Annotated in this window: 22 protein-coding genes; 6 read left to right on the top strand and 16 right to left on the bottom strand. The window is 65.3% G+C overall.

The annotated features are described in order from the left end of the window. Window positions 1-312: 312 nt before the first annotated feature. Window positions 313-939, bottom strand: a complete 627-nt coding sequence (locus HUW43_RS09245; RefSeq protein WP_223181405.1) for a Yip1 family protein — start codon at window positions 937-939, stop codon at window positions 313-315. A 180-nt stretch (window positions 940-1,119) separates the two neighbouring features. On the opposite strand from HUW43_RS09245, the gene hspQ reads away from it, so the two are divergent. Beyond that, the gene (gene hspQ, locus HUW43_RS09250; protein ID WP_188237131.1) at window positions 1,120-1,494 is read left to right on the top strand and encodes a heat shock protein HspQ; all 375 of its coding nucleotides are present in this window, start codon (window positions 1,120-1,122) and stop codon (window positions 1,492-1,494) included. Window positions 1,495-1,519: 25 nt separating this feature from the next. Here the strand turns inward: hspQ and HUW43_RS09255 are convergent, their stop codons facing one another. After that, the gene (locus HUW43_RS09255) at window positions 1,520-2,392 is read right to left on the bottom strand and encodes an ABC transporter permease (protein ID WP_188237132.1); all 873 of its coding nucleotides are present in this window, start codon (window positions 2,390-2,392) and stop codon (window positions 1,520-1,522) included. Between the two features lie 118 nt (window positions 2,393-2,510). Between HUW43_RS09255 and HUW43_RS09260 the strand changes: the two genes are divergently transcribed. Both HUW43_RS09260 and HUW43_RS09265 read left to right on the top strand, forming a co-directional pair. Continuing rightward, window positions 2,511-3,200, top strand: coding sequence for a GcrA family cell cycle regulator (locus tag HUW43_RS09260; protein ID WP_188237133.1), 690 nt, complete (start codon window positions 2,511-2,513; stop codon window positions 3,198-3,200). 9 nt (window positions 3,201-3,209) lie between these two features. After that, on the top strand, window positions 3,210-3,605 hold the full coding sequence (locus HUW43_RS09265; RefSeq protein WP_188237134.1) for a PaaI family thioesterase: 396 nt from the start codon (window positions 3,210-3,212) through the stop codon (window positions 3,603-3,605). Window positions 3,606-3,726: 121 nt separating this feature from the next. On the opposite strand, the gene HUW43_RS09270 is transcribed toward HUW43_RS09265, so the two are convergent. Then, window positions 3,727-4,560, bottom strand: a complete 834-nt coding sequence (locus tag HUW43_RS09270) for an outer membrane protein (protein WP_188237135.1) — start codon at window positions 4,558-4,560, stop codon at window positions 3,727-3,729. A gap of 168 nt (window positions 4,561-4,728) precedes the next feature. Here HUW43_RS09270 and parE point away from each other — a divergent pair, with 168 nt between their 5' ends. Together parE and HUW43_RS09280 are read left to right on the top strand one after the other, a co-directional pair. Further along, on the top strand, window positions 4,729-6,708 hold the full coding sequence (gene parE, locus HUW43_RS09275; RefSeq protein WP_188237136.1) for a DNA topoisomerase IV subunit B: 1,980 nt from the start codon (window positions 4,729-4,731) through the stop codon (window positions 6,706-6,708). A 33-nt stretch (window positions 6,709-6,741) separates the two neighbouring features. Continuing rightward, window positions 6,742-8,076 (top strand): serine hydrolase, encoded by a 1,335-nt coding sequence (locus HUW43_RS09280; protein WP_188237137.1) that lies wholly within the window; start codon window positions 6,742-6,744, stop codon window positions 8,074-8,076. A gap of 5 nt (window positions 8,077-8,081) precedes the next feature. Here HUW43_RS09280 and HUW43_RS09285 read toward each other — a convergent pair whose 3' ends face one another. The 7 genes from HUW43_RS09285 to uvrC all read right to left on the bottom strand — a co-directional run bounded on the left by HUW43_RS09285 (window position 8,082) and on the right by uvrC (window position 14,629). Further along, a complete protein-coding gene (locus tag HUW43_RS09285; protein ID WP_188237138.1) occupies window positions 8,082-8,873 on the bottom strand; it encodes a LysR family transcriptional regulator in 792 nt (263 codons plus the stop codon). Next, a complete protein-coding gene (gene apaG, locus HUW43_RS09290; RefSeq protein WP_011541389.1) occupies window positions 8,870-9,271 on the bottom strand; it encodes a Co2+/Mg2+ efflux protein ApaG in 402 nt (133 codons plus the stop codon). The genes HUW43_RS09285 and apaG overlap by 4 nt, the downstream gene beginning before the upstream one ends. 17 nt (window positions 9,272-9,288) lie before the next feature. Further along, complete coding sequence (locus tag HUW43_RS09295) at window positions 9,289-10,494, bottom strand: trans-sulfuration enzyme family protein (RefSeq protein ID WP_188237139.1); 1,206 nt, start codon at window positions 10,492-10,494, stop codon at window positions 9,289-9,291. Continuing rightward, entirely contained in the window at window positions 10,491-11,546 is a 1,056-nt protein-coding gene (gene leuB, locus HUW43_RS09300; protein WP_188237140.1) for a 3-isopropylmalate dehydrogenase, read from the bottom strand. Before leuB ends, HUW43_RS09295 begins: the two co-directional genes overlap by 4 nt. A 48-nt stretch (window positions 11,547-11,594) precedes the next feature. Beyond that, window positions 11,595-12,209, bottom strand: a complete 615-nt coding sequence (gene recO / locus HUW43_RS09305) for a DNA repair protein RecO (RefSeq protein ID WP_188237141.1) — start codon at window positions 12,207-12,209, stop codon at window positions 11,595-11,597. Then, window positions 12,197-12,589 (bottom strand): PaaI family thioesterase, encoded by a 393-nt coding sequence (locus HUW43_RS09310; protein WP_188237142.1) that lies wholly within the window; start codon window positions 12,587-12,589, stop codon window positions 12,197-12,199. The genes recO and HUW43_RS09310 overlap by 13 nt, the downstream gene beginning before the upstream one ends. Before the next feature lie 105 nt (window positions 12,590-12,694). Next, window positions 12,695-14,629, bottom strand: coding sequence for an excinuclease ABC subunit UvrC (gene uvrC, locus HUW43_RS09315; protein ID WP_188237143.1), 1,935 nt, complete (start codon window positions 14,627-14,629; stop codon window positions 12,695-12,697). Window positions 14,630-14,699: 70 nt separating this feature from the next. Between uvrC and HUW43_RS09320 the strand changes: the two genes are divergently transcribed. Next, complete coding sequence (locus HUW43_RS09320) at window positions 14,700-15,419, top strand: SDR family oxidoreductase (RefSeq protein ID WP_188237144.1); 720 nt, start codon at window positions 14,700-14,702, stop codon at window positions 15,417-15,419. Window positions 15,420-15,733: 314 nt separating this feature from the next. Here HUW43_RS09320 and HUW43_RS09325 read toward each other — a convergent pair whose 3' ends face one another. The 6 genes from HUW43_RS09325 to HUW43_RS09350 all read right to left on the bottom strand — a co-directional run bounded on the left by HUW43_RS09325 (window position 15,734) and on the right by HUW43_RS09350 (window position 18,899). After that, window positions 15,734-16,264 carry a F0F1 ATP synthase subunit B gene (locus tag HUW43_RS09325; protein ID WP_188237145.1) on the bottom strand — a complete coding sequence of 177 codons (531 nt, stop codon included), beginning with the start codon at window positions 16,262-16,264 and terminating at the stop codon, window positions 15,734-15,736. Continuing rightward, a complete protein-coding gene (locus HUW43_RS09330) occupies window positions 16,261-16,758 on the bottom strand; it encodes an ATPase (protein WP_188237146.1) in 498 nt (165 codons plus the stop codon). The genes HUW43_RS09325 and HUW43_RS09330 overlap by 4 nt, the downstream gene beginning before the upstream one ends. An 80-nt stretch (window positions 16,759-16,838) precedes the next feature. After that, a complete protein-coding gene (locus HUW43_RS09335) occupies window positions 16,839-17,066 on the bottom strand; it encodes a F0F1 ATP synthase subunit C (protein WP_003044110.1) in 228 nt (75 codons plus the stop codon). A gap of 40 nt (window positions 17,067-17,106) precedes the next feature. Further along, on the bottom strand, window positions 17,107-17,892 hold the full coding sequence (locus HUW43_RS09340; RefSeq protein ID WP_188237147.1) for a F0F1 ATP synthase subunit A: 786 nt from the start codon (window positions 17,890-17,892) through the stop codon (window positions 17,107-17,109). Window positions 17,893-17,960: 68 nt separating this feature from the next. After that, on the bottom strand, window positions 17,961-18,281 hold the full coding sequence (locus HUW43_RS09345) for an AtpZ/AtpI family protein (protein WP_188237148.1): 321 nt from the start codon (window positions 18,279-18,281) through the stop codon (window positions 17,961-17,963). A gap of 213 nt (window positions 18,282-18,494) precedes the next feature. After that, window positions 18,495-18,899 carry a YdbL family protein gene (locus tag HUW43_RS09350; protein WP_188237149.1) on the bottom strand — a complete coding sequence of 135 codons (405 nt, stop codon included), beginning with the start codon at window positions 18,897-18,899 and terminating at the stop codon, window positions 18,495-18,497. Window positions 18,900-18,904 lie beyond the last annotated feature (5 nt).

Consider the following 18,904-nt stretch of genomic DNA (forward strand, 5'->3'; position numbering starts at 1 on the left):
GAAATGGCTTTGCGTAAAGCCTGAAGCCACTGAATCGTCGCTGGAAATTCGCCGGAAAAACGGGTCGCGCAGGGCGCGCATCCGAAGGACGATCGCGGCGCCAAAGGATCGACCCTTTGAGCATCGAAAGGGCGGGCCTGGATCGCTCACGATCGGAGCTGATGGATGATATCGGGTAATCGACTCGAAGGTCGACTTTCGGGGCCGCTATGGATGACCGGGCGTTGCCGGATATCCTCGCCCTTTCCGATCGTTCCTGCGCCTTCCCCGGATCGACGGCCGCCCCCCCCCGACGGAGGACGGCCGCATGGATCATCGCTGGGCGCCGAGCAGCGACGGCGCGGTAACGGAGGAGACCACGGCGCCGATGATGAGGAACAGCACGATCGCAACGATCACGACAATGGCCGTGTAAGCCGCTGCCTTGTCCTGCGGCACCTTCATCAGCACCGGCAGGCCCAGATAGAGGATATAGAGGCCATAGAGCGCGAACAGCAGCCCGATCAGGCCGAGCATCGGGATCAGCCCGAAAATGCCGCCAACCCACGCCGCGGTGCCCGAATAGGCGGCAACCTTCAACGCCTGGATCTGGTCCTTCTGACCGCCGAAACCGGGTGCCAGTCCGTCGATGACGAGCGCCAGGACAAAAACGGTCGCCAGGGTCAGCCCATAAGACAGAATCGCCGAGGTCAGCGCGGCGCCGATCGGCGGATGCCAGGTCATGCCAAGCGCCTGGAACCCGATGAGCTGGCCGCCGACCAGCGAGGCGAACGGCCCGATCGCCGCCAGGGCGACGACATAGGGGACGTAGATCGACTTCGTCGTCGCCGGTTCGGCCGCGATCACGGGCCAGGTTTCTTTGGGTTTCAGCAATATATCCTTGGCGCGCTGGACGATGCCCGCGGCGGGGCCGGAACCATTGGGTGGTAAATCAGCCATCATGCGTCTCCCCTGCTAGGATGCGGCCCGCAACCCGATCGGGACATGCAAAAGCCACGGGGAATGTTCAGCCCCGATGACCAACGCATCTGCAACCCCGATCGCAACCGATTCGGCAAACCGCGGCTCCCGGGAATGTAACGCACTTGAAACAGTCGTAAACCGCCATAGATTGACGGCATGATACCCAAATCCGCCTCCGAAACCCCGAACAGACCCGTGGCGCCGCTGGTCGGCCGCGCGCGCTTTGCGCCCGGCGACATCGTGCGCCACCGCCTGTTCGGCTTTCGCGGCGTCGTTTTCGACATCGACCCGGTCTTTGCGAACAGCGACGAATGGTATGAAGCGATCCCCGAGGAAATCCGCCCGGCAAAGGAGCAGCCCTATTACCATCTGCTCGCCGAAAATGGCGATTCATCCTATATCGCCTATGTCAGCCAGCAGAATCTGGTCGCCGACGGCGACGGCGGCCCGATCGACCATCCGCAGATCGAAACGATGTTCGACGGGCTGGAGCATGGCCGTTACCGCCTTCGCGCGATCCACCGCCACTAGGTAATGGGCGCCGGGGCGCGGCGCGTCAGGCCTTGAGCTTCCAGCCCGAGGCCAGCAGGCGATAGGTCACAAATCCCAACACGACATTGACCGCGACGAGCACCAGCACCGCGGTCGGCACGGGATTGGCGATTGTCGCATCGACCGTTCCGATAAAGCCGTAACGAAAGCCCATGATCGCATAATAGACGGGGTTCGCGTGGGCGATCCCCTGAAACCAGGGTGCGAGCAGGTCGACCGAATAGAAAGTGCCCGACAGGAGCGCGAGCGGGGTTACGACAAAGTTGGTCACTGCCGCGGCATGATCGAATTTTTCGGCCCAGACCGACGTGATGAGCCCAAGGAAGCCCAGCATCATCGCCCCCAGCACGCCAAAGACCGCGACCGCCCACAGATGATCGGCGCCGACATCGACGCCGGGCCAGAACAGCATCGCGATCCAGAGTGCGAAACCGACAAGGATCGCGCGCGTGATCGCGGCGCCGACCAGCGCGATAACCAGTTCGCCGACCGCAAGCGGCGGCATCAGATAGTCGACGATCGTGCCCTGGATTTTGCCCACAAGCAGCGAAAAGCTGGAATTGGCGAAGCTGTTCTGCAACATCGCCATCATGATGAGGCCGGGCGCGATGAAATCGGCGAAGGGGACGCCGATGACGGTGCGCCCGGCCCCGCCAAGCGCCACGGTAAAAATGACAAGGAAAAGGAGCGTCGTGATCGCCGGCGCCCAGATTGTTTGCAGCTGGACCTTGAAAAAGCGCCGCACCTCCTTGACATATAGCGCCTGCATGCCCGGCACGTTGAGCGCGCGGATGTGCGGGACGCCGGGTTCGGCAAAAGCCGGACCGGAGCGGTTATTCGCTGAGTCGGGGTTCGAATTTTGGGGCTGGCCGTTCATGGCGTTCTCGCCTATCGCCTCCCCGATCTTACCGCAAGCTGGGCCGTCGCGACCTCGATCCCGAAAGGATCGCCAGGCACCGGCCATGGCCCGCGGCGGGCAATGATGAGGAATGATTATGTCGTGGACCGATGAGCGCATCGAACAATTGCGCAGCATGTGGGAAAAGGGCCTGACCGCCAGCCAGATCGCCGACGAACTGGGCGGCGTCAGCCGCAACGCCGTCATCGGCAAGGCGCACCGACTGGGACTGAAATCGCGCCCGTCACCCGTCAAGGCGACCGAAAAGACTGCAAAGCCAGCCAAGCCCGCGGCGCCCGCCGCTCCGAAACCCGCACTCGCCGCGGCCACGGCGCGTCCGGCCACCCCTGCCGCGCCGCGCCCGGAGCCGGTTTCCGCACGCCCCGAACCCAAGCCTGCGGCCGAAGCCCCGCGCGAAACGAGCAGCGACGCCGCGCCGAAACCCGATGCGCCGCGCATCGTTTCGATCGGCCCCGGCGGCTTTATCCGTCAAGGCCCCGGCGACCAGCAGGCGCCGATCCCGCCCGCGCCGCCGCGTCGCCTGGTGCCCGCCAAGCCGAGCCCGGAAATTGCCGACAAGACAAGCCTGCTCGACCTCAACGATCGCATCTGTCGCTGGCCGATGGGGCATCCGGGCGAGCCTGACTTCCATTTCTGTGGCGAAGCGGTGAACCCCGGCTTCCCCTATTGCGTCGAACATTGCGGCCGCGCCTATCAGGCACAGCTGCCGCGCGGCACGCGGCGTCCGCCCCCACCCCCGCCCTTTGGCGGCCCGCGCGTTCGTTAAGCGCGCCCGGTGAGGCCGTTCGGCCAGGATTTTGAGTTCGCGCGCGCGCTCGGCCTGCAAATGGTCGCGCGCGGCGACGGATGCTGCACGATGGCGATCGACATCGAGCGTGAACGGCATTTCAATCCGCAGGGCGTCGCGCACGGCGGCGTCGCCTATTCGCTCGCCGACACCGCGATGGGCGGGGCGCTGTTCAGCACGCTCGACGAGGGGCTGTGGTGCGCGACGCTGGAGATCAAGTTCAACTATCACGTCGGGGTGCGCGAAGGCCGCCTGACTTGCGAGGCCAGCGTGCTCCACAAGGGCAAGCGCGTGGCCAATATCGACGCCCGTTTGTTTCAGCACGACCGGCTCGTCGCGAGCGCCAACGGCAATTTCGCCATTTTTCCGGCGCCAAGGAATTAGCCCAACCTGTTTCGCCCGCCATTCCGCCAGGGCGGCGATAATGGAATAGCGGTCAGGGAAAGCCAGAAAAAAGGGCGCCGGATTATCGATCCGGCGCCCCTCTTTTTCCGTTCCTGATGGATCAGAAACGAAAGCTCAGCGTCCCGCGCACGCTGTGGGTGCGGAAATGCGGGTCGCTGCGGCGGATGTCGGTGCCGCCGCCGTTCAGCAGGAACGGGTTGGTTGCAGGCGCGGTCCCCGGCCCGACATTGACGACATAGTCATTGTCCTTGACGTCGGTGTAGAGATATTCCAGCCCGATGCCGATATTGTTCGTCAGCATCAGCTCGGCGCCGCCACCGACGGTGTAACCCCACGCATTCGTCTTGCCATTATCGGCAAAGCTGTTTGCGGTGTTCGTCGTCGTGAACTTGTTGTCGAGCCGCGCATAAGCGCCGCCGCCGGTGACATAGAAGAGCGCGCCGCCGCCCGGCGTGTAACCCGCGCGCAGGCGGGCATTCGCCTGATAATCGGCCTCGCGGCTCATCGTGTAGCTTGCCGGCGTGGTCGAAAAACCGCTCACGCTGTCGCGCGCGACGCTGTGACCGCCCTCGACCACCGCGCCGAGGACGAAATTGCCCATACGCTTGTCATAGCCGAGGCGCCCGAAAAACTCTGGACCGTCCTTGTCGTTGCGGCAGCCGATATTGGCGGTACTTGTGGCCGCGCCGTTACAGAAGCCCGGCGAGAAAGCATTGGCTCCGCTCACTGTGGTGACGGTGTCGCCATAGCTGCCATCGCGGTTGGTGTCGAACACCAGCGTTTCGCCACGGTCGCTTCCCTGAAGCGTCGCGCCGCCGCCGATCGAGATATAGGGACCGTCGAAGTCCTGCGACGGGTCGCGGTTGTCCTGTGCAACGGCAGGAACAGCCAGCACGGATGCCGCCGTGGCGGCGAGGAGAGCTGCGAGTTTCATTGTTTTACTCCACTTTTTGATGACCTTACAGTCGCCCTCCAAACTCTTGGGGCTGTCAAAGGTTCCGCTGACCCGTCGCAATGCGGTGAAGCGCCCCCGCCGCAGGCCGGATGATGCCCGCCAAAACCGCGCTTGCCAGCGGCCTTTCCCGCCCCGTATAGCCACGCCATGAGTCACGATTTGTTCGACGCCGCGACCCCCGCTTCCGACAGTTACAATGCTTCGCAGATCGAGGTGCTGGAGGGGCTCGAACCCGTCCGCCGCCGTCCCGGCATGTATATCGGCGGCACCGACGAGCGCGCGCTGCACCACCTTGCTGCCGAAGTGATCGACAACAGCATGGACGAAGCCGTCGCGGGCCACGCAACGCGCATCGAGGTGACGCTGGACGTCGGCAACCGGCTGACCATTATCGACAATGGGCGCGGGATGCCCGTCGATCCGCATCCCAAGTTTCCGGACAAGTCGGCGCTTGAGGTCATCATGACCATGCTTCATTCGGGCGGCAAGTTCGAGGGCAAGGCCTATGCGACATCGGGCGGCCTCCACGGCGTCGGCGTCAGCGTCGTCAACGCGCTGTCGATGGAGACCGAGATCGAGGTCGCGCGGGCGAAGCAACTCTATCGCCAGCGCTTCGCGCGCGGCGTGCCGCTCGGCCCGCTCGAAGAGCTGGGGCCGACCCCCAACCGCCGCGGCACAAGCGTATCCTTCGTCCCTGACCCCGAAATCTTCGGCGAACATGGCCGCTTCAAACCGCAGCGCCTTTATCGCATGGCGCGCTCGAAGGCCTATCTGTTCGCGGGCGTCGAAATCCGTTGGAAATGCGCACCCGAGCTGATCGGCGACGACACGCCCGCTGACGCGGTGTTCCAGTTCCCCGGCGGCTTGGCCGACCATTTGAAGGAACAGATCGGCACGCGCGAATGCGCGACCGCCGAACCTTTTGTCGGACGCCAGGATTTTCCGGGCGATCAGGGCCGCGCAGAATGGGCGATCGCCTGGCCGCTCTGGTCGGACGGCTCGTACAGCTGGTATTGCAACACGATTCCCACGCCCGCGGGGGGGACGCACGAGGCGGGGCTGCGCGCGGCGCTGACCAAGGGGCTGCGCGCGTTCGGCGAGCTGATCGGGCAAAAGAAGGCGGCGCAGATCACCGCCGAAGACGTGTTCAACGGCGGCGAGATGATGCTGTCGGTGTTCATCCGTGATCCGCAGTTCCAGAGCCAGACCAAGGACCGCCTGTCGAGCCCCGAAGCGGCGCGCCTGACCGAAAATGCCGTGCGCGACCATTTCGACCATTTCCTGTCGGACAATATGGACCGCGGCCGCGCGCTCCTCGGCCTTGTTCTCGACCGCATGGACGAGCGGCTGAAGCGCAAGGCGGAGCGCGAGGTCAAGCGCAAGACGGCGACGAGCGGCCGCAAGCTGCGCCTTCCCGGCAAGCTTACCGACTGCGCGAACGACGGTCCCGAAGGCACGGAATTATTTATCGTCGAAGGCGACAGCGCGGGCGGCAGCGCCAAACAGGCGCGCGACCGCAGGACGCAGGCGATCCTGCCCATCCGCGGCAAGATTCTGAACGTCGCGAGCGCGAGCGCCGACAAGATCCGCGCCAATCAGGAAATCGCCGACCTCGCGCTCGCGCTGGGTTGCGGGATGCGCAAGGATTGCGACGCCGACCGGCTGCGCTACGAGAAAATCGTCATTATGACCGACGCCGACGTCGACGGCGCGCATATCGCGACCCTGTTGATGACCTTTTTCTTTCAGGAAATGCCCGACATCGTGCGCAACGGGCATGTCTATCTGGCGCAGCCGCCGCTCTATCGCCTGACCGCGGGCGCAACTTCGGCCTATGCACGCGACGACGCGCATCGCGCCGAGTTGGAGGCGACGCTGTTCAAGGGCAAGAAGGTCGAAGTCGGACGTTTCAAGGGTCTGGGCGAAATGAACCCGAATCAGCTGAGGGAAACGACGATGGACCCCGCCACGCGCAGCCTGTTGCGCGTGACGCTGCCGCAGGAATATGAGGAGCGTCATCAGGTCAAGGATCTGGTCGACCGGCTGATGGGCAAACATCCCGAACATCGCTTCCAGTTCATTCAGGCGAATGCCGCCAGCCTCGACGAGGCCGCGATCGACGCGTAACCACGTGCCGGTTCATTGATCCAGGGGACATTAATGATCCGCAAGTCCGTCCTCGGCGCGCTCCTGCTCGCCCTGTCGCTTCCGGTCGCAACCGTCGCGGCGCAGTCACCCGAAAGTCAGACTTCGACCGCGTTCGAGCGACGCGCGGCGCAGCTTGTCGCGCTGCTCAACGGCGAAATCGCCTTTGCCGACTATTTCGACCCGGCCTTTCAGGCCGCACTGCCCGAAGCGCAGTTCAAGGCGACGACCGCCGGCCTGATCGCCCAATATGGTCGGCCGATCGCGGTCGAAAACGCGGCGTCGAGCGACGGCCGATCGGGGTCGCTGTCGCTGCGTTTTGAAAAAGGCGTCGCCGCGGTTCGGCTCGACGTCGGCGCAGCCGCCGATGCGCGCGTGATCGGCCTGCGCCTGACCGGCTTTCAGATGGCGAACGACAGCTTCGACAAGGTGGCCGCGGAAATGGCCGCACTCCCCGGAATGGCGGGCTTCCTCGTCGCCGAACTCGACGGCGACAGCATCCGCCCGCTCGCCTCGGCAAATGCCGACCGGCAATTTGCCGTCGGTTCAACGTTCAAGCTCTATATTCTCGACGAACTGGCGGCCCAGGTCACGGCGGGTGAGCGTCAATGGTCGGACGTCGTGCCGTTGTCGCACCCCAGCTTTTCGTCGGCGGACACCGCAAACTGGCCCACGGATACGCCGGTGACGCTGCAAAGCCTGGCCAACTGGATGATTTCGGTCAGCGACAACAGCGCGGCCGATACGCTGATCCACCTGCTCGGCCGCGACAGGATCGAAGCGCGAATGCGCGCCGCGGGGCATAGCGACCCGTCGCGCAACATCCCCTTCCTGACCACGGTCGAAGCCTTCGCGCTCAAGGGCAATAATTTTGCCGCCGAACGTGAAGCGTTCGTTGCGAGCGAGGACGCGGCGCAGCGTCGGCTGCTCGATGCCAATCGCGATCGACTGACCCTCGCCAATGTCGACGGCGTCAGCTTTACCGGGGGACCGCGCTTTATCGACAGGCTCGAATGGTTTGCCAGCCCCAATGACGTCGCCAGGGTGATGATCGACCTGCGCAACCGACAATCGCCGGCAGCCATGGCGGCGATGGCCATCAATCCGGGCGTCAACCCCGGAGCGGTCAAGGACTGGTCCTGGCTCGGCTACAAGGGTGGGTCCGAACTGGGGGTGATTTCGATGAGCCTGCTGGGGCAACGCAAATCGGACGGCAAATGGGTCGTTGTCACCGCAAGCTGGAACAATCCCGACGCGCCGGTCGCCACCGAAACGCTGGTCGATCTGGTCACGCGGCTGCTTGTGCTGGCGGCGAACCGATCCAGCGCGTCGCCTCCACAGGGGCGATAGCAAAGCTAAGCCGTCAACGCCGCGACCAGCGCCTTGACCTTCGCTTGCCGCCATTGCGGCGTCGGCGCGACGAGCCAGTAACCGCGCTTGACCTCTACCGGATCACCCACCTGTCGCACGCGGCCCGCGGCGATGTCGGCCTCGGCCAGCATCGCGGGAACATTGGCCTGGCCCAGCCCGTTCGCCGCCGCATCGATCGCCAGCCCCGCGTCGCCCAGTCGCAGCGCCGGCTCGCCGTCGGCGACCGGACAGCCGGGCCAGGCAATACGCGTGTCGCTGCCTGCGCCAGGCCCCGCGACGGTGACCATCAGCGGTTCCGACAACGCCACGCCCTCATGCTCGCCCGCACTGTCGGTCCAGAAGATCGCCAGGTCGAGGTTCGCTTCGGTGAAATCGATCCCCGTGTCGGCCGAAACGAGCGTAAAGCGCACGTCGGGCGCCTGCTGGCTGTAGCGTGCAAGCCGCGGTGCGAGCCATTTTGCAGTCAGGTCGCGCGGCGCGGCGATCGTCAGCGATTGCGACGATTGCCCCGCCTGCATCGCGCGCACCGATTCCTCGAACTGCAAAAAACCCTGCCGCAGCGCATCAAGCCCCGCCTGCGCCTCGCCCGTCAGTTCCAGCCCCTTGGGCGTGCGGCGGAACAGCACGACGCCCAGCATATCTTCCAGCGCGCGAATCTGTTGCCCCACCGCCGCGGGCGTCACCGCCAGTTCGTCGGCGGCGCGCGTGAAGCTTAAATGCCGGGCAGCGGCATCGAAGACGCGGAGCGCGTTGAGGGGCAGGTGCGTGCGTTTCATGATGCGGTCGCGGGCGCCACCAGCGGGAAATGCGGGATCGCGACGAGCATCTGCGAACCGTCGCTCATTTCCATTGTATAGCTGCCGACCATCGACCCTTCGGGGGTCGGCAGCGGACAGCCGGAGACATAGTCATAGGCGCCGCCCGCGCCGATCAGCGGCTGTTCGCCGACGACGCCCTCACCCTCGACCTCGCTCACCTGCCCGCGCGCATCGCTGATCCGCCAGTGGCGCGAAAGCAACTGCACCGCACTGTCGCCGTGATTTTCGACGCGGACGTGATAGGCCCAGAACCAGCGGCCGAGCGCCGGGTGCGACTGTTCGGGCAGATAGCTTACCGCCACACGCACGGTGACCGGTCCGGTCGTCGCCGAAAAGGGGAAAAAGGAGTCGATCATCGCGGCGCCAGATTCCCCTAAAGCCCGGCCTGGGTCAATGCCTGGTCCAGATCGGCGATGATGTCGCGCGGGTCTTCCAGCCCGATGTTGATGCGCAGCATTCCTTCGACCACGCCCATATCGGCGCGCGCTTCGGCGCTGATCCCATAATGCGTGGTTGATGCCGGGTGGCAGCAAAGGCTGCGCGAATCGCCGATATTGTTCGAAATATCGACGAGTTCGAGCGCGTTAAGCAACGCCATCGCCTGTTCGCGCCCGTCGAGGATGAAGGAAAAGATCGGCCCGCAATCGGCCATCTGGCTTTTCGCCAGATTATGCTGCGGGTGGCTGGGCAACCCAGGGTGAAGAATATGCGGCACGCGGCTCTCGACGAACTTGCCGACGGCAAGCGCATTTTCCGACTGGCGCCGCGCACGCAGGTCGAGCGTCTCCAGCCCCTTCAGCACGACCCACGCATTGAAGGGCGACAGATTCGGCCCGGTGTTGCGCTGAAAGGGTAACAGCAGCTCGTTGATGAACTTGTCGGATCCGCACACCGCGCCCGCGAGCACGCGCCCCTGCCCCTCCATCAACTTGGTCGCCGAATAGGCGACCACATCGGCGCCGAAATCCATCGGCCGCTGAAGCGCGCTTGTCGCAAAGGCATTATCGACCACGGTGGTGATGCCATGCGCCCTGGCCAGCGCGCACACATGCCGCATATCGACGATGTCCATCGTGGGATTGGCCGGGGTTTCAAAGAAGAATACCCTGGTGTTCGCCCTGATCGCGCGTTCCCACGCATCATTGTCGCGGCCGTCGACGACGCTGGTTTCGATGCCGAAGCGCGGACAGAGATGGTCGATCAGCCAGCGGCACGATCCGAACGCCGCCTTGGCCGCGACGATATGGTCGCCCGCCGACAATTGACAGAGCAGCGCGGCGGTCATCGCCGCCATGCCGGTCGCCTGCGTCCGGCAGGCCTCGGCCCCCTCCATCAACGCAATGCGTTCTTCCAGCATCGCAACGGTCGGGTTCTGGAGCCGCGAATAGGTCATGCCCTGCGCCTCGCCCGCAAAGCGCGCGGCGACCTCTTCGGCGCTGTCATAGGTATAGCCCGAGGTCAGGAAGAGCGCCTCCGACGTCTCGCCATGCTCGCTGCGCCACGTCCCGCCGCGCACCGCCTGCGTCGCGGGATGCCAGTTCTTCGTCTTGCTGCGGTCGAGACCCGTGTTTTTCTTCATCTGCCCTGTCCATTCAAAGCCGCCACAACGGCATCGCCCAATGCCGCCGTGCCCATCGTCCCGCCCAGGTCGGCGCCGCGGCAGCCGTCGGCGAGCACGCGCGCCACCGCCGCCTCGATCCGCGCCGCATTGGCCTCGTCGCCGCCCGAATGGCGCAGCAGCATCGCGAGCGACAATATCATCGCAAGCGGGTTGGCGATGCCCTTGCCCGCGATGTCGGGGGCGCTGCCGTGGATCGGCTCGTACAGTCCCCGCGTCCCCGCGCCCAGCGACGCCGACGCGAGCAGCCCGATCGAACCGACGCACATCGACGCCTGATCGGACAGGATGTCGCCGAACAGATTGCCGGTGACGACGACGTCGAACTGCCCCGGATTGCGCACCAGCTGCATCGCGGCATTGTCGACATACATGTGGGTCAGCGCGACGTCGGGATAGTCGGCGGCCACCTCGACCATCACGTCGCGCCACAGCTGAGAGGTTTCAAGCACATTCGCCTTGTCGACCGAGCAAAGCCGTTTCTTCCGTCCTCGCGCGGCCCTGAACGCGACATGCGCGATGCGCCGCACCTCGCTTTCGCTGTATGACATGACGTCATAACCTTCGCGCTCGCCGCTGGCCGTCGTGCGCGTGCCTTTCTCGCCGAAATAGACATCGCCATTGAGTTCGCGGACGATGAGGAGGTCGATCGCCGAGGCGACTTCGGGGCGCAGCGCCGAGCTGTCTTCCAGACCCGCGAACAGCTTGGCCGGGCGAAGGTTGGCGAACAGGCCCAGCTCGGCCCGCAAACCCAGGATCGCCTGCTCCGGCCGCAAATGCCGTTCGACCGCATCAAAGCGCGGATCGCCGACCGCGCCGAACAATATCGCATCGGCGTCCTTCGCCCTGGCCAGCGTTTCCGCGGGCAACGGGTGGCCGTTCGCCGCATAGGCCGCGCCGCCGACAAGCGCGCGGTCGAGCGTCACCGGCAGTTCAAGCGCGGCGAGCAGCTTCTCGGCCTCCGCCATGATTTCCGGACCGATACCGTCGCCAGCCAGCAGCAGGATTTTCAACGCGTCACCCTTTCGTATCTCGCCCGCCGCTTAGACAGCGGCATCGGTTCACGCAACCGCCCTGCCCAGCCGGTCGGTCAATCTTTGCCTTACGCCTGCCAAGGCCCGGTTGCGTCCGTCGAGCAGATCGCGGTCGATGAAATAGCCGGTGACCGACAGGAGATGGAGCACGTCGGCCATGGAGGAACCGGCCGCCACCATCGGCCTGCTTTCCAGCCCGAACCCCAGTTCGGCGAGCAACAGCAGCTCGTAACGGCCAAGTGCGAGCGCCCATTGGCGCGCCGAGGGTGCAACGCCAATCGCCTCCAGCACCGCCGACAGCACCGTGTAAAGCGCGGGATAGGGCTGTCCTTCGGGCAAGGTCGCCGCGGTCAGGCTGGTCACCCAGTCGATCGCCGCCGCCGCCAGCGGTTCGGCAAGCAAGGGCGCGCGGCTTTCCAGCAGTTCCACGGTCGCGCCGCCAAGCTGCGCCTCGGTGCGCGAACGCAGCTCCAGCGCGACGCGATTGCCCGGCACCAGTATCGGCCGCAGCCGCCGCGACCGCCCGCCGCGAACATAGCCTGCGACCAGCCCCGCATCGTGCGTCAGCGCGCGCAGGATCGCGCCATGCTCGCCATGCGCGCGCACGGCGCAAACGATGGCATCGGCGCTCAGGCTGGCCAAAGCACCAGCTGCGTCTGCGTCACCAGTGCGACGTCGGCGCCCTCTTCGGTGCGAATGCGCGTCTGCCACACCGACAGGCGCTTGCCGATCTTTACCGGAGTTGCTTCACCGACCAGCACCGCGCCCACCGGCCCGCCGCCGAGAAAACTGGTCTTGCTCTCGATCGTCGTCGTGCCGCTGGCACCATCAGGCAAGGCCATGAAAGCACCGACCGCGCCGAGACAATCGGCAAAGGCCATGATCGCGCCCCCGTGCACGATATGCCCTGCGGTGCAGATTTCGGGGCGCACGGGAAGCTTTCCCGCGACGCGATCCTTGCTGGCCTCGTCGATCGTCACGCCGAGCGTGCCCGCAAGCGGCATGGTGGCGGCGAAGTTCATATGGATTCTCCTGTTCGATCAACTCGGTAAAGGTCGGCGTCGCGCCGCTGCGTCCGCACGACAGGGTGAGATTCCGGCATTCGCCGGGATGACGATGAACAATGCTCAACCCCCCGGATTGTAGAAATCATACACGGCCTGCGCCACGGCAGCGCTCACCCCCGGCGCCTTCTGCAAATCCTCCAGGCTTGCCCCCTTGATCGCGCGCGCGGTGCCGAAATGCATCAACAGCGCCTTCTTGCGCGCCGGACCGATGCCCGGAACCTCGTCGAGCGGCGAACTTCCCATCGTCTTCGCGCGCTTCGCGCGGTGCGCGCCGATCGCGAAACGGTGCGCCTCGTCGCGCAGCCGCTGGATATAGAAAAGCACCGCATTGTTCGTCGGCAGCGTGAATTCGCGTCCATCGGGCAAATAGAAGGTTTCGCGCCCGGCATTGCGGTCGGGCCCCTTGGCGACGCCGACATAGGGAATATCGTCGATACCCAGTTCGGCAAGCACCGCGCCCGCCGCCGACACCTGCCCCTTGCCGCCGTCGATCAGCACCAGGTCGGGCCATTCGCCCCTGGTCCGCTCTGGATCCTCCTCGATCGCGCGCGCGAAACGGCGCCGGAACACCTCGCGCATCATCGCGAAATCATCGCCCGGCTGCGTTTCGGCGCGTTTGATGTTGAACTTGCGATAGGCGCCCTTGATCCAGCCGTCCGGTCCCGCGACGACCATCGCGCCCAGCGCGTTGGTCCCCTGGATATGGCTGTTGTCGTAAATCTCGATGCGCTGCGGCGGCGCATCGAGGTCCAGGAGCTCGGCAAGCTCGCGCCCCAGCTTCGCCTGGCTGCTGCTTTCGGCAAGCCGCCGGTCAAGCTCCTCGCCCGCGTTGCGCACCGCCTGTTCGAGCAGCCGCTTGCGGTTGCCGCGCTGCGGCACGCTGATCTCGACCTTGCGCCCCGCCGTCTCGCCCAGCGCCTCGGCGAGCAGCATAGCGTCCTCCGGCTCGCGATCGACGAGGATAAGCTTCGGCGGCGGCACCCCCTCGTAAAATTGCACCAGGAAGCTCGCCATCACCTCCTCCTCTGGCACCCCCGCGACATGCGCGGGAAAAAAGCTGCGATGCCCCCAATTCTGGCCGCCACGGATAAAGAAGCCCGCGATGCACAGCTGCCCGCCCTTCGCCGCCAGGGCGAACACGTCGGCATCGCCCAGCCCGCCGGCGTGGACCGACTGGCTGCCCTGGATGAAGGTCAGCGCCTTCAGCCGGTCGCGCAGCACCGCCGCCTGCTCGAAATCCATCGCATCGGCGGCTTTCGTCATGGCTTCGCCCAAGCGCTTCTGCACCACGGTCGACCGTCCTTCGAGGAAGTCCTGCGCGTCGCTCACCAACGCGGCATAATCCGCCCTGGATATGCGGTCGACGCACGGCGCCGAACAACGGCGGATCTGATAGAGCAGGCATGGACGCGAGCGATTGGCGAAGAAGCTGTCGGTGCAGCTGCGCAGCAGAAACGTCTTTTGCAAGGCATTGAGCGTCCGCCCGACCGACCCCGCGCTCGCGAAGGGGCCATAATAGCGCCCCTTGGCACGCCGCGCGCCGCGGTGTTTCTGCACGCGCGGAAAATCATGGTCGGTGCGCAGCAGGATGAAGGGAAAGCTCTTGTCGTCGCGCAGCAGCACATTGTACGGCGGACGGTATCGCTTGATGAGCTGCGCTTCCAGCAACAGCGCCTCGGCCTCGCTCGTCGTGGTGACGATCTCCATCGCGCGCGTCTGCGCGACCATGCGTTGCAACCGCTGCGGCAGCCGCGCGACCTGCGTATAGTTGGTCACGCGATGCTTGAGCGCGCGCGCCTTTCCCACATAGAGCACGTCGCCGCGCGCATCGAGCATCCGGTATACGCCCGGACGCGCGGGCAATTTGCGCACCACGCTGCGGATCACCTCGGCGCCGCGGTCGAGGTCGGGCCTGTCGCCCTCTTCACCGCCGCCGCGGACGACATAGGTGGCCTTTTCTTCGTTGAACCGATCGGGAGCGTTGGGGCGAACCATGATTTGCATGTAGGCGAAGGCGATGCGAGCCGCCATAGTGCGTGACGTAAAAGCGCATGGGAGGGGTCGCATGAAATTACGTGGAAAACTCGCGCTGGTCACCGGCGGCAGCGACGGCATCGGCCGCGAGATCGCGCTGCAACTGCAAGCCGCGGGCGCCGATGTGATCGTCACCGGCAGGGCACCCGACAAGCTGCGGGCGATGGCCGCGCTCGGCTTCGGAACGATCGCCGGCGACCTGTCGACAGCAGACGGTGTCGACGCGGTGGTGCAGGGGGTCGCCGACAGGCCGCTCGCGCTGCTCGTCAACAACGCCGGGGTCGGCAGCGATTACGACCTCGGCAGGCCCGAAACGCTCGAAAGCGCGGCACATTGCGTCCGCACCAATCTCGACGCCCCCATCGCGCTCTGCACGCGCCTGCTCCCCCTGCTCCGCGCGCAGGATGAGGCGGCGATCGTCAATGTGACGTCGGGCCTTGCCATTGCGCCGCGCGCGGGCGGCGCGATCTATTGCGCGACGAAGGCGGGGCTGCGCAGCTACACCCAGGCCATCCGTCACCTGCTGAAGGACAGCAATGTCCGCGTGATCGAGGCGCTGCCGCCGGTGGTCGACACCAATATGACCGCGGGCCGCGGCGGCAAGAAGATGAGCGCCCACGCCTGTGCCGCCGAAATCGTCCACGGCATCCGCACCGGAAAAAGCGAGGTGAACGTGGGCATGGTGAAGATGCTCCAGCTGGTGCACAGCATCTCGCCCGCGCTGGCGCGGCGGATCATGATCCGGTTCTGACGCGACGGGGCAATTATCCGTTCGAACGGCGGCGTTGGGATGGGAGGCGGCCATAGCCCTTCCCCTTCAGGGCAGAGGGTGGCGCGACTTGCTCCGCCACGGGCCGGCGAAGCTTGATGAGGGGACACCGACAGTCGCCTCTCAACTCCGGCCAGCCGCAAGCGGGCAATCCTGCCTGTCGCTTCCCCGAAAAGCAAGCGAGCCGCTATGACCACGTCCGGTCGCTTTCAGCCATGGCGTCCCGGCGAACCCACCCGCACGGCAAAACGCCCGCGGAAATCCGCGGGCGTCCTGTTTCATCCATGCCGGTGCGATCACCCCTTGGCGACGCTCGCGATCGCCTGGTCGATCAGCGCCTTGTCGGCGGCAGCGTCATGCTTGTCGGCGATCAGCTTCGCCGCGGCTTCGGTTGCGGCCTTCGCGGCGGCGGTGCGGACTTCGGCGAGCGCATTGGCTTCGGCGGCGGCGATCCGTTCCTCGGCCATCTGCTTGCGGCGCGCGATCAGCGCGGTCGCGTCGGCCTTCGCCTTGGCGACGAGCGCCTCGGCCTCGGCGTCGGCGCGGGCGCGCATCTCCTCGGCTTCCTTTGCCGCGTCGGCGAGCTTCGCTTCATATTCGGCCTTGAGCGATTCGGCGTCGAGGCGCAGTTGTTCGGCTTCGTTCAGCTGCTTGGAAATGTCGGCGATGCGTTTGTCGAGCATCGCCGCGATCGCGCCGGGCACGCCCTTCCAGACCAGGATGCCCAGAAATACGAGCATCGCGATCGAGACCCAGACGGTCGCGTTAAGGCCGAAAGCCGTCGGTTCGGCCGCGCCTTCGGCAAGGATCAGCGTCAAATCAGTCATTTCAGAACCGCCTTTACCGCCGCCCTGGCATCCGCCGCGGCAATTTTTACGCCCGACAGCTTGGCGACGAGGTCACCCGCCGCTTCGGCCGCCACGGCTTCGATCTCGGCCATCGCCGAGCTGCGCGCCGCCGCGACATCGGCCTCGGCCGCCGCCAGCTTGGCAGCGAGTTCGGCATCGACCTTGGCCAAACGCTTCTCGGCGTCCTTCGCGGCCTTGTCCTTGGCTTCGGTCACCGCTTTCTGCGCGGCGCCGCGACTTGCCTCGCCTTGCTGGCGATAGCGTTCCTCCAGCGCATCGGCGGCGGCATGTGCCGCTTTCGCCGCCGCCAGATCGTCGGCGACCTTGCGATCACGAGCGTCCACCGTCGCTTCGATCTTGGGCAGCATGCCGCGGCCGATCACGACATAAATGCCGGCGAACACGACCAGCAGCCAGAACAGCTGCGAAGCAAGATACCAATTGTCAGCGGTGAGCTGGGCTATCTGGGGCATGAAAGGCGAACCCTGAAATCTTGGAAAGCTGCTGCCGGCGACGCCGACCCCGCAGGACCGGCATCACCGATCGCCCGGAATCAGACGACGAAGAGCAGGATCATCGCAACGACGAACGCCAGCAGGCCGAGAAGCTCGGCAGCGGCGAAGCCGATGAACAGGCGGCCCTGCTGGCCGTCGGCCGCAGCCGGGTTGCGCAGCGCGCTTTCGAGGAAGCTGCCGAACACATTACCCACCCCGATGGCGGCCATGCCGGCGCCAATCGCCGCGAGACCGGCACCGATCAGCTTTGCTGCTTCTGCGTCCATTATCGTAACTCCTTGGTATAAACGTTTGTTATAAACGGGATTAGTGAAGGTTGACCGCGTCGTTGATATAGAGCGAGGTCAACAGGGCGAAAACATAGGCCTGGATGCCGGCGACGAGCAGCTCGAGCGCGCTGATGCCGATCATCAGCGTGAAGCTGAGCACCGACACGATCGAGCCAAGCCACAGCGTTTCGGCATTGAAACCGTTGATGACAAAGCCCGACAACACCTTGAGCAGCACATGGCCCGCGGTCATCGCGACAAAGAGGCGCAGGCCGAGGCTGAACGGGCGGACCATGAACGACACGAACTCGATCGGCGCGATGATCGGGATCATCGGCAGCGGCGTGCCGTGCGGCACGAAGAGCGAGAAGAAATGCAGGCCATGACGCCAGAAACCGACGACAAGGACGATCGCGAAGCTGATCAGCGCCAGAACGCCGGTGATCGCGATATGGCTGGTGACGGTAAAGGGGTGCAGCCCCAGCACGCCCAGCGGCAACATGCCAAGCAGGTTGCAGAAGAGGATGAACATGAAGAGCGAAAAGACATAGGGCGTATATTTGCGGCCTTCGCTGCCGATATTCGCCATCATCATGCTGGAAATGAAGCCGGTGAAGCCTTCCACCGCGACCTGCCAGCGGCCGGGGACAAGCTGACGACGCATGCCACCCCACATGAACAGGCCGAGCGCGATCGCGGCAACCACCATCCACAGCGCGCTGTTGGTGAACAGAATCTCCTGTCCGCCGAGGTTGAAACCGCCGCCGAGCGGGGTCACCTCGAACTGGTGCATCGGGTCGATCTTGCCGGATTCCGCCGCCACTCTTCACTCCACGCGCAATGCGGGGCGGCGCACCCGGCCGTCCCGCCAATAATATCCTTTGGGCCCCGCTATTTGCCGGGCGTTGTTGTCAGGCGAATGATGTTGCGGAACGCCACGACGATCCCCATGCACAACATGCCCAACAGCCCCCAGGGTTCGGTGCCCGCGACCCGATCGATCAGCCAGCCGAACAGGCCGCCGCCGATCAATCCGCCCAGCAGCTCGGCCAGCACCCGGTTGCCGAGCCGGTAATTGGCATCGGATTCCGGCCCGGCGTTCGCTGCGGTCCGCTTCGCCGCTGCGGCCTCGGCCCGGTCCAACCGCTCTTCGAGCGAGACCAGGCGCGAATCCTCCGAGCCAAGTTCCGGATCGCTGCCCTTGCCCGTCATTCCCTCGCCATCCTTCTGAAACGAAACCGGAAAACTTCGATTCCGCCTGCGAAAAAAGGCCCGAAAAATCGGGACACCCCTAAGGCGCGGCCCGTTTAGGAATGACGCCCGGTGAAGTCAATGCTTGTGCTTGCGCTCGCAAAAATGCCGCCGCGTTTAGGGGCGCGGCGGCATCTGAAGGGCCCCGCAGGACCCCGTTATGCGTCATATGGCTTACGGACAGCGCGCGTCCCGCTCGGGCGGGCTCGCATCGCGCGTTTTCCACGCGCCGCCGGGCGTCATATATTTCTCGCCCGGCTTGGTGCTTGCGATCAGGTTGCAGCCGCTGGTGAAGGCGAACTGCTCGACGGTGCTGCCCGTCGCCTGGGCGCGCTCGGTATAGGCGGCCTTGCGCTTGATGTTGATGTCCTGCACCAGCGCGCGGATCGCCGGGGTCGGCGCGGTGACGAACCCCAGATAGCCGTCGGGCTGCTCGCCGATCTGTCCCGCGGCGCGCGCGGCGGCATAGGCCGGGTCGCGCTGCGCCATCGCCGACGGCACGGCGAACGCAACCGCCGCCGTCGCGGCAATAGCCGCCAGCGCCAGCCCGGTCGGTGTGTCCATTTTCAAACGCATCATATGCT

The sequence above is a fragment of the Sphingopyxis sp. LK2115 genome, from assembly GCF_014595975.1.
Taxonomy (GTDB): domain Bacteria; phylum Pseudomonadota; class Alphaproteobacteria; order Sphingomonadales; family Sphingomonadaceae; genus Sphingopyxis.